This window comes from Propionispora hippei DSM 15287 (assembly GCF_900141835.1).
Taxonomy (GTDB): Bacteria; Bacillota; Negativicutes; order Propionisporales; family Propionisporaceae; genus Propionispora; species Propionispora hippei.
In genome coordinates, this window is sequence record NZ_FQZD01000006.1 from 197,976 (window position 1) to 212,487 (window position 14,512).

The 14,512-nt window shown below is 50.2% G+C and carries 15 protein-coding genes and 1 riboswitch; all 15 genes read left to right on the top strand.

Translation table 11 applies throughout. The features are described 5' to 3' along the window. Window positions 1-45 precede the first annotated feature (45 nt). The 15 genes from F3H20_RS04315 (at window position 46) to F3H20_RS04385 (ending at window position 14,327) form a co-directional block, all read left to right on the top strand. Entirely contained in the window at window positions 46-753 is a 708-nt protein-coding gene (locus tag F3H20_RS04315) for a polysaccharide deacetylase family protein (protein ID WP_223191612.1), read from the top strand. A gap of 154 nt (window positions 754-907) precedes the next feature. After that, complete coding sequence (locus F3H20_RS04320; protein WP_149733722.1) at window positions 908-2,125, top strand: glycosyl hydrolase family 18 protein; 1,218 nt, start codon at window positions 908-910, stop codon at window positions 2,123-2,125. Window positions 2,126-2,149: 24 nt separating this feature from the next. Beyond that, on the top strand, window positions 2,150-3,040 hold the full coding sequence (locus tag F3H20_RS04325; RefSeq protein ID WP_149733723.1) for an N-acetylmuramoyl-L-alanine amidase family protein: 891 nt from the start codon (window positions 2,150-2,152) through the stop codon (window positions 3,038-3,040). A gap of 223 nt (window positions 3,041-3,263) precedes the next feature. Then, a complete protein-coding gene (locus tag F3H20_RS04330; protein ID WP_149733724.1) occupies window positions 3,264-4,502 on the top strand; it encodes a M16 family metallopeptidase in 1,239 nt (412 codons plus the stop codon). A 40-nt stretch (window positions 4,503-4,542) separates the two neighbouring features. Next, entirely contained in the window at window positions 4,543-4,992 is a 450-nt protein-coding gene (gene dut, locus F3H20_RS04335; protein WP_149733725.1) for a dUTP diphosphatase, read from the top strand. Between the two features lie 117 nt (window positions 4,993-5,109). Then, window positions 5,110-5,421 (top strand): hypothetical protein, encoded by a 312-nt coding sequence (locus F3H20_RS04340; RefSeq protein ID WP_223191600.1) that lies wholly within the window; start codon window positions 5,110-5,112, stop codon window positions 5,419-5,421. Window positions 5,422-5,435: 14 nt separating this feature from the next. Then, window positions 5,436-5,723, top strand: a complete 288-nt coding sequence (locus tag F3H20_RS04345) for a YlmC/YmxH family sporulation protein (protein WP_149733726.1) — start codon at window positions 5,436-5,438, stop codon at window positions 5,721-5,723. Between the two features lie 78 nt (window positions 5,724-5,801). Continuing rightward, entirely contained in the window at window positions 5,802-6,515 is a 714-nt protein-coding gene (locus tag F3H20_RS04350) for a hypothetical protein (RefSeq protein ID WP_149733727.1), read from the top strand. Window positions 6,516-6,685: 170 nt separating this feature from the next. Beyond that, window positions 6,686-6,863: riboswitch (Lysine riboswitch) on the top strand. A 128-nt stretch (window positions 6,864-6,991) separates the two neighbouring features. Further along, window positions 6,992-7,786, top strand: coding sequence for a 4-hydroxy-tetrahydrodipicolinate reductase (dapB, locus tag F3H20_RS04355; protein WP_149733728.1), 795 nt, complete (start codon window positions 6,992-6,994; stop codon window positions 7,784-7,786). 234 nt (window positions 7,787-8,020) lie between these two features. After that, on the top strand, window positions 8,021-9,052 hold the full coding sequence (locus F3H20_RS04360) for an aspartate-semialdehyde dehydrogenase (protein WP_149733729.1): 1,032 nt from the start codon (window positions 8,021-8,023) through the stop codon (window positions 9,050-9,052). A gap of 10 nt (window positions 9,053-9,062) precedes the next feature. After that, window positions 9,063-10,283, top strand: coding sequence for an aspartate kinase (gene dapG / locus F3H20_RS04365; RefSeq protein ID WP_091744822.1), 1,221 nt, complete (start codon window positions 9,063-9,065; stop codon window positions 10,281-10,283). Window positions 10,284-10,352: 69 nt separating this feature from the next. Further along, complete coding sequence (gene dapA / locus F3H20_RS04370; protein WP_149733730.1) at window positions 10,353-11,234, top strand: 4-hydroxy-tetrahydrodipicolinate synthase; 882 nt, start codon at window positions 10,353-10,355, stop codon at window positions 11,232-11,234. A gap of 226 nt (window positions 11,235-11,460) precedes the next feature. Then, a complete protein-coding gene (locus F3H20_RS04375; protein ID WP_149733731.1) occupies window positions 11,461-13,122 on the top strand; it encodes a ribonuclease J in 1,662 nt (553 codons plus the stop codon). 195 nt (window positions 13,123-13,317) lie between these two features. Next, on the top strand, window positions 13,318-14,094 hold the full coding sequence (locus F3H20_RS04380; protein ID WP_316842412.1) for an ATP-dependent Clp protease proteolytic subunit: 777 nt from the start codon (window positions 13,318-13,320) through the stop codon (window positions 14,092-14,094). Next, window positions 14,094-14,327 (top strand): YlzJ-like family protein, encoded by a 234-nt coding sequence (locus F3H20_RS04385; RefSeq protein WP_149733732.1) that lies wholly within the window; start codon window positions 14,094-14,096, stop codon window positions 14,325-14,327. Before F3H20_RS04380 ends, F3H20_RS04385 begins: the two co-directional genes overlap by 1 nt. The last annotated feature ends 185 nt before the right edge of the window (window positions 14,328-14,512 follow it).

Consider the following 14,512-nt stretch of genomic DNA (forward strand, 5'->3'; position numbering starts at 1 on the left):
GGCCCGGGAATAGGGCCGGAGCGGGAGTGGTGACAGGTGAGATGGATGATAGTGGCTCGTGTGCGGCAGTGGTATATTTTTTTTGCTGCCGGGGTTTTCCTGGTATTGGCTGCGCTGGCTGGCTTTTTACAGCCGATAATTTCTACGGTAAAGCCGGCGGGACAGGCGGAGGCCATATTTCATGGTGATGAACAGCAACCCAAGGTAGCTTTTGCCTGCAATGTGTTCTGGGGTGAGGAATTTTTGCCGGATATGTTGAAAACGCTGGATGACAATCAGATAAAAATTACTTTTTTTATCGGGGGAAGCTGGGCCAAACGCTTTCCGGACGCTCTGAAAGATATTGGAAAGCGGGGCCATGAATTAGGCAATCATACTTACAGTCATCCTCATCCCAATAGCCTAAGCAAGGAAAAGAATCAAGAGGAAATTACCCGGGCGGAGAACCTGATTAAAGAGATTACCGGCATAAAAACCACGCTGTATGCCCCTCCTTATGGCGAATATAACGATATGGTATTGCAGGCCGCCAGCGAGCTGGGCTATAGAAACATTCTGTGGAGTATTGATACGGTTGACTGGAAACGGCCGGCGCCGGAGATCATTACGGCCAGAGTGGTAAAAAAAGTACATAACGGTGCGATTATTCTCATGCACCCTACAGCCCCGACAGCAGCGGCTTTGCCAACGCTGATTAAGGAGCTGAAAGAAAGAGGATATACGATAACAACAGTATCTGATATACTTAAATAGCAGAAACAGGCATAAAATTGCCTGTTTTTTTTATTGATATATAAGCTGTTCCATGCTATTATGTTTACATAACGACTATGGGTTATTGATAGTCGTGTGCCGTTCTGCCTGATGAGGTTAGTACGGTAGGCTTGTCTGGAATGGAGGTTGATATATGAAATACTACAAATTGCAGGTCACCTGGATGGTGCTTTTCTTGATGGCCACAACCATCTTTATGCCCTTGGCACCGACTGCCTCCGCTGCAGCCAATCCTTTGTTGGCACAGACCACTGCGGCGGGTTCATCTTCCGGTGGCGGGCTTCTTGACATTATCCTGGGTTTGCTGTTAGGCAAATTACTGGGGTCGTCCACCGACCTTTCCAACGGAACGAAGAATAATAATCCACCCGCTACAGGTCTAGGCGGTAAAAGCGCCAAAGATCTTGTCGGCTTTTACGCCGAGTGGTGGGATACCGACACGTCTTCTTTCAAGGCGATGTCGCAGCATACCGACACAATAAACACCATTGCTCCTTTTTGGGCAACTTTGCAAAGCAATGGCACAGTGAAGGACCGCGGTGGCAATGATCATGCCGCCGTTGTAAAGTTTGCCAAACAGAACAACATTTCCGCCTTACTGCTTGTGAATAATGCCAAGCAGGAAAAGTCCGAGATTCCGATTCATACCATACTGGATAACCCGGCTTTGCGAACCAAGGCCATTGACAGTATGGAGGCATATATAAAACAGTATGGCCTGGATGGAATCAATGTTGATTTTGAAATGGTTCCAGCCCAGGATAGGGACAACCTGTCGGCGTTTATGAAGGAACTATATAATCGTCTGCATCCGCAGGGCTATGTTGTTTCCATCGACGTTTTCCCGAAACAGAATGAGGATAACGATGTGGCCGCCGCTTATGATTACGCTGCGTTGGCCCAATATGCCGACAAGATCATGATTATGGCCTATGACAATCATGGTGTATGGAGCGGCGCCGGACCGATTGCCGATATCGGCTGGGTGGAAAAGAGCCTGCAATACGCCTTGCAGTATATTCCCAAGAATAAATTGTACCTGTGTGTTCCCGGCTATGGCTACGACTGGTCGTCTAAAGGCGTGGAAAGCATTGAATATGCGCCGGCCATGGCACTGGCCGAAAAATATAACGCCGATATTGTCTGGGACGATAAAGCCAAAGCGCCGCATTTTGACTATACGGCAACCGATGGTACGTCTCATCAGGTCTGGTTTGAAAATAGCAAAAGCTTGTCGTACAAGCTGGATCTAGTCAACAAATACGATATTGCCGGCGCCGCATTGTGGAAGCTTGGCGAGGAAGACCCCGGCTATTGGCAGGTCTTTAAAGAACATGGTTTTAAGAAGTGACAATACGCAACGAGGAGGTAACCAGTGTATAATACAAAACTACTGGCATGGGGAATGCTGTTTCTAATGGTGTGTACTTTCCTGCTGCCACTTTCGGCCGCTCATGCGGCAAGTGCCGATTCGGTGCTTGGCACGCTGGCTTCCTCCACGGTTGCCAGTAAGGATTCGGGCAGCGGAGGCTCCGGTTTTTTTGAGCAGGTATTCGGCTTTCTGTTTGACAAAGTGCTAGGACCAATTTTTAATATTTTCGGCGGCGGAAAAAGCAGTAGCGGTACTTCTTCACCGGTTAATGTAATCCCGCTGCCAAGTTCGCCCGGTGACACGGCCGGCGGTGTAGGCAACACAGCGTCGCTGCGCGGCAAGGTGATCGTGGTGGACCCCGGTCACGGTGGCAGCAATCCCGGTGCGGTTGCCAATAATGACCGCGAGTCGGACAACAACCTGGCAGTCGGGTTAAAGCTGCGTGATAAATTGGTACAAGCCGGTGCAAAGGTTATTATGACCCGTGACACCGACCGGACGGTCGCGCCAGAGGGAAGTTCGCTGGGAGAGGAACTGGAGGCAAGGGTAGCGATGGCTGAGCAGCAAAAGGCCGATATCTTTGTCAGCATCCATTCCAATTCCAATCCGGACTCCAATATCGCCGGCGCCATGACCTTTTACCACAGCAATAAATCACCGGATTTGGCCCGCGCTGTACAAACGGCGCTGATCAAAACGACTGGTGCTGTTGATAAAGGAATTTCCCCGGCAACCTTTTATGTGTTGCGCAATACCACCATGCCGGGAGTACTGGTGGAAATGGGCTTCGTAACGAATGAGCAGGAATCGGTTCAACTGAAAAACGATGCCTACCGGGGTAAAGTAGCCCAAGGTGTCTTTAATGGCATTGCGGCTTATTTTGCCAACCGGTAGTCGGCTGCAGCGGGAAGACAGGGATGTGTAGCGCATCTCTGTCTTCTCCTTTTCCTGTAAATTGATAACGGGCTTGCTGCAGCAGGGTTTCGCGCACCCGGCGGTATCGGGCAGATAATATAATAAATACTTCACAGCAGGAAATTTGGAATTTTACACGAAATTAATTAAGTTAAATCTTTGTCATATGCCTATGCCCATTTAAAATAAAAAGGAGTTTTTTATGTACTGTAAATCTACTTTACCAAATGGAGTAAGAGTTGTTTCGGAAGCCATTCCCTATGTCAAGTCGGTGACACTGGGGGTGTGGGTGGGTACTGGTTCCCGTTCTGAAACGGAGCATAATCACGGTATTTCCCATTTTATTGAACATTTGATGTTTAAGGGAACGGCCAACCGCAGTGCCAAAGATATCGCGGAAGAAGTCGATGCCATTGGCGGGCAGTTAAATGCCTTTACGGCCAAGGAACACACCTGTTACTATATTAAAGTGCTGGATACTCATCTGGAATTGGCGATTTCCATTCTTAGCGATATGCTGCTAACCTCCAAATTTGACGAAGAAGATATCAACCGCGAGCGGGAAGTTGTTCTGGAAGAAGTGAATATGTATGAGGACTCGCCCGATGAACTGGTCCATGATATTCATTTGGAGAAAATCTGGCCCGGCCATCAACTGGGCAGCAATATTCTGGGCTCTGCCGCCTCGATCAAGAAGTTTGATCAGGCAATGGTGCGGGACTACTATGGCCGGTTTTATACGCCGGACAATTTTGTCATCGCGGCGGCAGGCAATTTTGAGCACAAAAAATTGCTGCAATTAACGGAACGGTATTTTGGCAAACTAGCCGGACGCAAGAACCAGGCTGCTGTAATGCCGCCCGAACTGCAACCGGGATACAGCGTGTACAGTAAGGATACCGAACAGGTGCATTTGTGCATCGGCATGCCGGGTGTGCCACAGGGGACGCCCGATGTGTACGGCATTCACATCTTAAATAATATATTAGGCGGCGGGATTAGTTCACGGCTGTTTCAAGCCATCCGCGAAGAACGGGGACTGGCCTATTCGGTCTATTCCTATCAGACCAATTACAGTGATGCCGGCTTATTTTCCGTCTATGCCGGAACCAGGCCGGGCAACCTTGCCCAGGTACTTGAATTGATCCTGCAAAATGTAGCTGACTTAAGGGAGCAGGGGATCGATGAAAAAACGTTGGCCAAAACCAAGGAACAGTTAAAGGGAAGCCTGCTATTAGGGCTGGAAAGTTCGAGCAGCAGAATGTCGCGGCTCGGTAAGCTGGAAATCAGTTTGGGACGCTATATCACGCTGGACGAGGTGGTGGCCAAAATCGAGCGGGTGACGCTGGACGATATCAGGCGGATTGCGGTTGACTTGTTTGATCCGCAGCGGATGTGCTTTACGGCGCTAGGGCCTGTGGACGAGTCAATCTGGCCGTAAGGCTGACGATCGAAAAAGCTGACGATTGGGAGAAAAAGTGATGAGACAGCGGGGATTTGAATTGGTTTCGGCATTTGAATGCTCCGGTATTGCTTTACCGGAGCGAAAAACGGCCTGCAGTGCCGGCTACGACCTGGCGGCGGCTGCGGCGGCAGAACTGCCGCCAGGCAAACTGGCGCTCATTCCGACAGGTTTAAAAGCCTATATGGAATCGGATGAGTTTTTGGGCATTCACATCCGTTCAAGCTTGGCGATCAAACGGGGCGTGAGCCTGGCCAATAGTCAGGGCATTATTGATGCCGATTATTATAACAACCCTGATAATGAGGGTCATATTTTCATTGCCGTGCGCAACGACAGTGACAGTCCGGTGCGGATTGAGCGGGGCGAACGGATTGCTCAGGGAATTTTTTATAAATACTTAACGGCAGATCATGATACGGAGCCGACCGACCGGCGTGCCGGCGGCTTCGGCAGTACGGGCCGGTAATTTTGATCGTGTAAAATGCGCCGGAACAGCTTTACTTGCTGTTTCGGCGCATTTTTTATACATATTTTTTTATGCTCTGCCATACGATGTAATGACACTGGCAGTGGAGGTGCGGGGTTGATTAGCTTACTTGTTCTTTTTACACTGGCGCTTATGCTGCCTGTATCCATCTGGCTGCGCATGTGTTGGCTGCGGCAGCAGGCCGGCAAGGTGGAACCCAAGGCATCCCCTTTGTCGCTGGCCGTGCAGGAGCTGCTGGCGGCTGCTGGCGGCATTTATCTGTCGCTCATTATGTTGCTTTCGTTTTTAAAGATTGATGTTCCGGAAAAGATCCTGTTGCTGGGCGTCGCTATGGACCCGCTGCCTTGTCTGGCCATTGGCCTGGCTATTGTGCAGCCCCTGGTTATGCGCCTTTTTAACAAGAATTAGGAGTGAAGAAAAATATGAGGTTAAGTGAATTATCGGGAAAAGAAGTCATCAATATCGGTGACGGAGCGCGGCTGGGAGTCATTAACGAGTGTGAGCTTACGTTTGATGCCAGAACCGGGGAAATTGACTCCCTGATTCTGCCGGTGAGCCAGAGCTTTTTGCATTTTTTAAGCGATACGAAAGTTTCCGCCATTCCCTGGGACAGTGTTAAAAAAATTGGCGACGATGTCATAATTATTGAGTTGCAGCAGGCAGGAGAAGTGTCGAATTCCCGCATGCTTCGTCGAACCGGCAATACATAGTAAGCGGCAGAATGGACAAACTAACATGGTAGAATTGGACTTTGTCCAATTCATACTTCAATGTTAGGAGGTCTGTTTATGAACAATTCCGGAAACAACCAGTCTTCTACGCAACAAACTGCCAGCAGTGCAGTCGTTAACAGTTACGCCGGCGCTTCCTCAAGCAGCGGCCAGAACGCCGCCGGTGCGCAGGGACAGGCAACAAACGGCATGCAGGCACAAAATGCATCGCAGAGTCAAACAGCTACCTCAAGCAGCGGCCAGAATAGCGGTGCGTCAAACAGCACCCAGTCTTCGCAAGCTGCCGGTAAAGGAACAAAAAGCGTCGTTGGGGTATTTAAGTCACGCAGCAGCGCCGAGCAGGCTGCTCAGCAATTGCGTCAGCAGGGCTTTAGCACCGAAGAGATCAATTTGGTAAGCAAGAAGCGGGAAGGAGAGGGCAAACCCGAATACTATGACGACGATATTACCGACGGCGCTTTAACGGGCGGCACTATTGGCGGTATTGGCGGTTTGCTGCTGGGCGCCGGGGCTATGGCTATTCCGGGGATTGGTCCGGTTATCGCCGCCGGTCCGATTGCGGCAGCTATCAGTGGTGTTGTAGCTGGCGGTATTGCCGGCGGCCTGATTGATTGGGGCATTCCGGCCGAGGCTAGTCATCGGTATGAGGAAAGTGTGGCTCAGGGCAATACGCTGGCCGTTATCCGCGCCGACGCTGCCAAGGTAAATGCCGCCGCTCAGGTATTGCGGCAAAACGGGGCCAGTGAAGTGGAAAGTCACAATACCAAATAGTGATTGTAAAATCTGAAATTGACTAAACGGCTCCAGCGGTTAACTCGCCTTTACTCCCAGGAGTAAAGGCGAGTTAAGCGGCGGTCGGTGTTTTTTTTCGCAAAAAGATTGACACTGATGGAACGCTTAGTATACAATGTACGTAAAATAAATAGACCTCATCCTGCGCGGGGTGGAGTAGAGGTGCGAACAAGATGAGTACTTTCAGCTAGAGTGGTGTCGATGATCTGAAAGGAAAGGGTTGTTTGCCGAAGTATAGCAAGGCGGCCAAGCCTTGTATACTGGTCTTACATCGAATAGGTTTAAGACTGTCACCAAAGTGGTATTTGGTGGAGCGCTATCTCAAATCGACGGCAGGGGATATTCTTTTGTTATATTTCCTGATGTCATGGTTTTGGCTGTCTAATCACAAATAAGACAGCCGGTGAGATAAGCATTCACCGGCTGTCTTTTATTATTTTAGGAGGTGGACTTTTGTGATTAGAGTAATAGTGTGCGGCGCATACGGCAAAATGGGCCGTGAAGTGTTGAAGGCCGTATATAATGACAAGGAATTGGAACTGGTCGGTGCTATGGATGTGAACTCCAGCTTTGCCGATGCCGGCGAACTGATTGGTATAGGCAAGATCGGCGTTACGGTAGGCAAGGATTTACAGACGGTTATCACCGAGACCAAACCGCAGGTTATGGTTGATTTTACTAATCCCGCCGCAGTGATGCCCAACATTCGCACGGCTATTGCCTGTGGTGTAAGTCCTGTTGTGGGTACAACCGGCTTATCAGCGGATGATTTGGCAGAAGTAGGGCGGTTATGCAGCGATAAAAAGGTCAACGCGTTGATTGCGCCTAACTTTGCTATTGGGGCCGTATTAATGATGAAAATGGCGCAGGACGCGGCAAAGTATCTTCCTCATGTGGAAATTATCGAACTGCATCATGACCAGAAGCTGGATGCTCCCTCCGGTACGGCGCTGCGGACGGCACAGTTGATTGCCGAAAAGCGGGGTTTCTTAAAACAGGGCCATCCGAACGAAGAGGAAAAACTGGCCGGTGCCCGAGGCAGCGAACTGGAGGGTATTCGTATCCATAGCGTCAGACTGCCTGGCTATGTCGCCCATCAGGAGGTTATTTTCGGCGGCTTGGGGCAGACTTTGACCATCCGTCATGATTCGATCTCCCGTGAGTCATTCATGCCCGGCGTGGTGCTTGCCTGCAAGCGGGTACTTACTATCACGGGGCTGGTTTGTGGTTTGGAGAACATTTTGGACTAATGCATAATATGGTGAGTATGAACGGTGCTAGGGCGTGCCTTCACACTAACGGAATGATCCATGGCGACTGATTTTTTGCGCCAGACGAGATATACCCTAAAGGGCACGCGAAATTTTGCAGGAATAGCGGCCCCTATTTTCAAAAATTTTAGCGAAGTATGGCACAAAAAGCGCTGTCAGGGAGCGTTTCGGATAGTTTAAAGACACGCCTTACAGGAAAAGGAGCGATTGGGAATGAAAAAATATAATGTTGCAATACTCGGGGCTACTGGCGCAGTAGGCAAGGAGTTTCTGGAACTGATTGAAGAGCGTAATTTTCCGTTTGCCGAATTGAAACTATTGGCTTCCTCCCGTTCGGCAGGTAAAAAAATCGACTTTATGGGAAAAACTTATACTGTAGAAGAAGCCAAACCGGAATCCTTTGAAAATGTACAGATTGCTTTATTTGCCGGCGGCGCGGCGAGTAAGGCTCTGGCTCCCGAGGCTGTAAAGCGCGGCGCCGTCGTCATTGACAATTCCAGCGCCTTTCGCATGGATCCGAAGGTGCCCTTGGTCATTCCCGAGGTAAATCCTGAGGCGATTAAAGAACATCAAGGCATTATCGCCAATCCGAACTGTTCTACTATTATTATGCTGATGGCATTAAAGCCGATTTATGACAAAGCGAAGATTAAACGGATCGTCGTATCGACCTATCAGGCCGTTTCCGGTGCCGGTAAAGAAGCGATTGATGAACTGGAAAATCAGGTGGTTGCCCATATTCAACGGGCGTCGATCGAAGCTAATATTCTGCCGGGCGCCAGCCTGCCGAAGCATTACCAAATCGCTTTTAATCTGCTGCCGCAGATCGATGTGTTTGTTGACGGCGATTATACCAAGGAAGAAATGAAAATGGTTCATGAAACACACAAAATTCTGGGTGACCATACAATCGGCATTTCGCCCACAGCCGTGCGGGTCCCGGTGTTCCGCAGTCATTCCGAGTCGATCAATCTGGAACTGGCAGAACCGTTGTCGGCCCAGGAGGCCCGGAATTTATTGAGCGCTTTCCCCGGTGTTGTGGTGGAGGATGAGCCGGCAGATATGGTGTATCCTATGCCGCTGCTTACCTCCGGCAAAAACGATGTGGCCGTAGGACGTATCCGGGAGGACAAATCGGTACCGTACGGCTTGAACCTCTGGGTTGTAGGCGATCAAATCCGCAAAGGCGCGGCTTTGAACGCACTGCAGATTGCGGAATACATGATTGGACATAATTTAGTTTGAGGTGTTGGGAATGCGTATAATTGTCCAGAAATTTGGCGGCACATCGGTCGCCAATGAGGATGTTAGAAAACTGGTGGTAGGCAAGGTGGAAAAAGTGCGCAGCCAGGGCTACAGCCCGGTGGTTGTGGTATCCGCTATGGGTCGCAAAGGGGAGAATTACGCTACAGATACCCTTATCGGCCTGGCCCGGACCGCCAATAAAAACATTGCCGCACGGGAACTTGACCATATGATGTATTGCGGTGAAATGATTTCGGCAGTGATTATGGCCGGCACATTGCAGGCAGCCGGCATGGATGCCGTTATGCTGACCGGCGGGCAGGCCGGCATTATTACCGACAATCATTTTGGCCGCGCCCGGATTTTAAAGATTGAGCCGTCCCGCATTATAAGCCTGATTAAGGCTGGCCGGATTCCGGTCGTTTGCGGTTTTCAGGGGATGACCACCGAAGGGGAGTTCACCACGCTGGGCCGCGGCGGTAGTGATACGACAGCGGCGGCGCTCGGCGCGACACTGTCGGCGGAAATGATCGAAATCTATACCGATGTCGACGGGATTATGACAGCCGATCCGCGGATGGTGAAGAGTGCGCAGATTCTTGACTGTATCAGCTATGGCGAGGTTTGCCAACTGGCGCACCAGGGAGCCAAGGTCATTCATCCCCGGGCGGTGGAAATTGCCATGCAGAAAAATATTCCTTTAATTGTTAAGTCCACCTTCTCCGACGAACCGGGAACACTGATTACGAACATCGGTCAGGATGAGAACGGCGGAACTATTGTTAGCGATCGGATTGCCACTGGCGTAACCTCACTGAGCAATATTGCCCAGATTCGGGTAAATATTGATGCCGGAGCTGCTCATGGTTCGAGCTTTCAGGTGTTTAAGCTGATGGCCGAAAGCTGCATCAGCGTGGATTTGATTAACGTTCATCCCGGACAGATTATGTTTACTGTGGCGGGAGATGCCGCTGAACGGGCTGTTAACCGGCTGCGGGAAGGCGGTTATCAGGTAGCCGTAACCTATGACTGCGCCAAGGTATCGGTGGTCGGCGGCGGCATGCGGGAAGTACCCGGCGTTATGGCCAGCTTTGTGGAGGCGTTGGCTACCAATAAGATATCCATTCTGCAAACAGTCGACTCCCATACTTCCATATCCGCCCTGGTGAAACGGGAGGATGTGCAGGCGGCGGTATTGGCGTTGCATGAAAAGTTTGGCCTAGCAGGGTGAGCCGGAACGAACCCTGTTAGGTGGGTATATCCTCTACCTTATTAATAAACAAAAACAGGAGGGGCGTTTGTGAGGAATTTTGGCAGAGTGTTTACAGCGATGGTTACTCCTTTTCATGAGGATTTGCGGGTTAATTATGCTGCCGCTGCTCAGTTAGCTACACATTTGGCTGCCAATGGTTCGGACGGTTTGGTGATCGCGGGAACTACCGGTGAATCGCCGACCTTAACACAGGAAGAAAAACTGAATTTATTCAGTACCGTCTTGGAGGCGGTGGGCGACCGGGTTACCGTTATTGCCGGAACCGGCTCAAATGATACACAGCATTCCATCGAAATGACCAGGGAAGCGGAAAAACTGGGTGTCCATGGCGCCATGCTGGTAGGCCCCTATTATAATAAGCCCAATCAGGAAGGGTATTATCAGCACTTTAAAGCCATTGCCGAGTCCACAGCGCTACCGTTGATTGTATATAATGTACCCGGCCGTACGGGGTCCAATATTTCACCGGACACCATCGTCCGGCTGGCGGCCATCAAAAACATCGTGGCGGTGAAAGAAGCCAGCGGTTCACTGGATCAGGCTTCGGAGATCGTGCGGCGGGCACCGGCCGGTTTTATGGTGTACAGCGGTGACGACAGCCTGACACTGCCTATTCTGGCAGTCGGTGGCGTTGGCGTAATCAGTGTGGCCAGTCATATTATCGGCCGACAGATTCAAAATATGATTGCCGCTTTTGCCGCTGGCGATGTCCGGCAGGCTCAGGCCATTCACGGGAGCATTTTTCCGTTTTATAAATTGATGTTCATTAACAGCAACCCCATACCGGTTAAAACAGCCGTTAATCTGCTGGGATTGTCGGCAGGCCCCTGCCGGCTGCCGCTGACGACGGCGTCTGCCGGGGAAGTGGAGCAGATTAAAGAGAGCATGCGGCAACTGGGCATTATGTAATATATTGGGAACGGCCCCATTCTCGTAGAGGATGGGGCCGTATGTCTGTCGGGGAATGGGCATATAATAAATCAAAATCAGTTCCACTTGTTGTCATGACGGAAATAAGGTATAATGGCAGTAAGTGGAAGTGACGGACGGCTGGTTTGACCTGAGTGGAGTGGACGGCGATAATCGTAGAGAGGTCTGGTTCTTTACTTAAAATATTCTGGAGGTGTGCTTTTTTTTGGCAAAGTTACCGCAAAAACTTCAAATTATTCCTTTGGGAGGATTGGGAGAGATAGGAAAGAACATGACAGTGGTCCGCTGTGGCGACGACATTGTTGTGATTGACTCCGGCCTCATGTTTCCTGAGGATGACATGCTAGGGATCGATTTAGTCATTCCCGATATTTCGTACCTGCTTGACAACCGTGATTTGGTGCGCGCCATCGTGCTGACTCACGGACATGAAGATCATATCGGCGCCCTGCCGTATGTCTTAAAGCAGCTTGATGTACCGGTGTATGGGACGCGCCTGACACTGGGCATATTAGAAAACCGGTTGAAGGAAAACCATCTTACCAATGCGCAATTGGTGGCTGTGACACCGGGCAGCCAAATTCAGGCCGGAGCTTTTACCGTCGGCTTTATCCGGGTCAGCCACAGCATTGCCGACAGTGTGGCTTTATTTATCAAGACGCCGGTGGGAACTATCGTTCATACGGGCGACTTCAAATTGGATCAAACGCCGGTAGACGGCAAAGTGACCGACTTCCACAGATTTGCCGAACTGGGGGACCAGGGAGTCCTCGTCATGCTGGCAGACAGCACCAATGCCGAACGACCCGGCTATACGATGAGCGAACGGTCGGTGGGAGTCACTTTTGATGAAACCTTTCGTACCGCCAAAGACCGTATCATTATCGCCACATTTTCTTCCAACGTGCACCGTGTCCAGCAGGCTGTCGATATGGCCTGCAAGTATAAGCGCAAAGTGGCCGTATTGGGACGGAGCATGGTCAATGTTGTTAATATCGCGCTGGAACTTGGTTATCTGAATATTCCGGAGGGAGTATTGATTGACATTGATCAGATCAATCAGTACCCTGCTTCTGCGATTGTCATTCTGACCACCGGGAGCCAGGGCGAGCCGATGTCGGCCCTGACCCGTATGGCGATGTCGGATCACCGGAAGGTCGATATCGTTCCCGGCGACACCGTCGTCATTTCCGCTACGCCTATACCGGGCAACGAAAAGCTGGTGGCCCGGACGATTGACTATTTGCTGCGCCAAGGCGCCGACGTTGTTTATGAAGCGACTTCAGGCATCCATGTTTCCGGCCATGCCAGCCAGGAAGAGCTTAAGCTGATGCATAATCTGATTCGTCCTAAATTTTTCATACCCGTCCATGGCGAATACCGCCATTTGAAGAAGCATGCCAAACTGGCGCAGGACATGGGAATGGCCAAGGAAAACATCTTTGTAGCCGAGAATGGACAAGTTTTGGAGTTTACCAAAGACAGAGGTATGATCGCCGGAAAGGTTACGGCCGGTAACATTTTAGTGGATGGCCTGGGAGTTGGCGATGTCGGCAATATTGTACTCCGTGACCGGAAACAATTATCTCAGGATGGCATACTCATCGTCGTCGTCACCATGGAAAAACAAGGTGGTGTGGCGGCAGGTCCTGATATCGTTTCCCGCGGCTTCGTATATGTCCGCGAATCGGAACAATTGATGGAAGAGGCCAGGGAAAAGGTAAAACAGGCGTTGGAAAAATGCCAGACCAATAATATTACCGAATGGGCGGCGATTAAAAATAATGTCCGCGATGCGCTGGGCAAATATCTGTATGACCGGACCCGCCGCCGTCCGATGATTCTGCCGATTATTATGGAAGTATGAGTAAAGACTGTGAAGGGCCTGAATAAGTGGGCTTTTTACAGTCTTTTTTCTTTTAAACGAACGGTTTATGACAGGCTATCTTATATGGACCGGCCTTTTCGTCAGCCACAATGCGTATTTCATCACCAGGCTCTTTAGGTATGAAAGTTGATTTGCCGTCAATACTATTACTGAGAATTGATTACTGGAGGTAATATGATGATAAAGAGCAGCAATCCTGTTATTCCTGAGCCGGGAACACAGCCTGAAACGCCGGTAGTGCCTGATACGCAGAAGAAAAGTAAGCGGGCTAAGAAAGCGACCGGCCCGGCTGACAATATTCAGGAACTGGGAACTGCCGAAGTTCCAGTGGCCAAAAGTAACATTCATGTCATGACCATCATCGGTCAGATTGAGGGGCATATGGTGCTGCCGCCCCAGAATAAAACCACCAAATATGAACATATCATGCCGCAGTTGGTGGCTATTGAACAAAACCCGGAGATTGAAGGTCTATTGCTGTTGTTAAATACTGTAGGCGGTGACGTGGAAGCGGGATTGGCCATTGCCGAGTTGATTGCCAGTATGTCCAAACCCTCGGTGTCTATTGTGCTTGGCGGCGGCCATAGTATTGGCGCGCCCATTGCCGTATCGGCTACGCATTCTTTCATTGTCGAAAGTGCCAGCATGACCATTCATCCGATTAGACTGACCGGACTGGTGATCGGAGCACCCAGTTCGTTTGATTATCTGGAAAAGATGCAGGAGCGGGTGAATAAATTTGTGGTAACCCATTCCAAGATTACGGAAAAAAAGTGGAAGGAATTGTTGTATAAAACAGGTGAACTTTCGCGGGATATCGGAACCTCAGTTGTCGGCAAGGATGCCGTACATTATGGCCTGATCGACGAAATCGGCGGGATTGCTCAGGCCCAGCTTACCTTGCAGCAACTGATTACCGCTAATAAGGCCGATAAGGGGTTGAAACAATAATGCTGCTCTGGACGATTATGCCTCTGGAGTCGATTTTTCCGGCCGAACCATATCAGCCGGACTATGAGGAAGTCACGCTTGGCCAAAGCCGGGTTTTAATGGAAAGAATCAACGCCCGGCAATGTAAAGTGGTCCGGCTGATCACGACCGATCCTGGCGAATACCTGGATCCTAGGCTGCAGCCGGGAACAGTTGTGGCCTATTCCAGTAGTCCGACAAGCCTAAATTCATAGTGTTCTTATCGCGAGATTTTCCGTCAAGCTTCGTTGTCGCCACCTTATGTGCGATATGCGCGGCTCCTCCGCCAAAGCTGAACGAAAAATCTCGCGCAATTCATCCTATGCCTTTAGACTTGGCGGACTCTAAGAGGCGCTCGATTTATAGAGCGCTTTTTTTTACAAAAATAAAGGATTTTATG

What these genes read in the sequence shown, in the direction of transcription:
- F3H20_RS04315 (WP_223191612.1), top strand. Translation starts at nt 46, where the DNA reads ATGATAGTGGCTCGTGTGCGGCAGTGGTATATTTTTTTTGCTGCCGGG.
- F3H20_RS04360 (WP_149733729.1), top strand. Translation starts at nt 8,021, where the DNA reads ATGAAAAAATATAATGTTGCAATACTCGGGGCTACTGGCGCAGTAGGC.
- F3H20_RS04350 (WP_149733727.1), top strand. Translation starts at nt 5,802, where the DNA reads ATGAACAATTCCGGAAACAACCAGTCTTCTACGCAACAAACTGCCAGC.
- F3H20_RS04320 (WP_149733722.1), top strand. Translation starts at nt 908, where the DNA reads ATGAAATACTACAAATTGCAGGTCACCTGGATGGTGCTTTTCTTGATG.
- F3H20_RS04380 (WP_316842412.1), top strand. Translation starts at nt 13,318, where the DNA reads ATGATGATAAAGAGCAGCAATCCTGTTATTCCTGAGCCGGGAACACAG.
- dapG (WP_091744822.1), top strand. Translation starts at nt 9,063, where the DNA reads ATGCGTATAATTGTCCAGAAATTTGGCGGCACATCGGTCGCCAATGAG.
- dut (WP_149733725.1), top strand. Translation starts at nt 4,543, where the DNA reads ATGAGACAGCGGGGATTTGAATTGGTTTCGGCATTTGAATGCTCCGGT.
- F3H20_RS04330 (WP_149733724.1), top strand. Translation starts at nt 3,264, where the DNA reads ATGTACTGTAAATCTACTTTACCAAATGGAGTAAGAGTTGTTTCGGAA.
- F3H20_RS04385 (WP_149733732.1), top strand. Translation starts at nt 14,094, where the DNA reads ATGCTGCTCTGGACGATTATGCCTCTGGAGTCGATTTTTCCGGCCGAA.
- F3H20_RS04345 (WP_149733726.1), top strand. Translation starts at nt 5,436, where the DNA reads ATGAGGTTAAGTGAATTATCGGGAAAAGAAGTCATCAATATCGGTGAC.